General features: G+C 63.7%; 1 protein-coding gene and 1 pseudogene. Both read right to left on the reverse strand.

Going from position 1 to position 499, the window contains the following annotated elements; genetic code table 11:
* Positions 1-383: NAD(P)-binding domain-containing protein (locus tag J5M71_RS27470; RefSeq protein WP_207838708.1), on the reverse strand; the 383-nt coding region annotated here is incomplete at its 3' end.
* Positions 384-406: 23 nt separating this feature from the next.
* A pseudogene (locus J5M71_RS27475) lies at positions 407-499 on the reverse strand (YggS family pyridoxal phosphate enzyme); the annotation flags it as partial.

A 499-nucleotide genomic window follows, 5' to 3' on the forward strand; every position in this document is an offset into this window, starting at 1 on the left:
CCCTGACGCAGCAGCGCCGGAGTGTTCGGCATGCAGCGCACGATCGGCTGTTCGCCGAGCCACGCGGTCATGCTCGCGCAGGTGATGCCGGCGGCGATCGACACCACCAGTTGATTGGGCTTGAGGCTCGGGCGAATCGCCTCGCACACGGCTTTCATCGCCTGTGGCTTGACCGCCAGCACGATGACATCGACGCCGTCGATGGCCTGGGCGTTGTCAGCGAAGGTTTCGATGCCGTGTTCGGCGCTGACCTTGGCGCGGGTGTCTTCGCCCGGATCGCTGGCGCGGATCTGCGCCGCTTCCAGACCTTTGGCGCGCAAGCCGCCAATCAGACTGGCCGCCATGTTGCCCGCACCGATAAACGCAATACGTGTGTTGCTCATGTGTGGTCCTTATCTGGAAACGTTCAAGACTGGGAATAATCTCTGGCGCCAAACAGCGCGGTACCGATCCGCACCCAGGTGGCGCCTTGGGCGATGGCCGACTCAAGGTCGTGGCT

Source organism: Pseudomonas sp. 43(2021), from assembly GCF_017490805.1.
Classification (GTDB): domain Bacteria; phylum Pseudomonadota; class Gammaproteobacteria; order Pseudomonadales; family Pseudomonadaceae; genus Aquipseudomonas.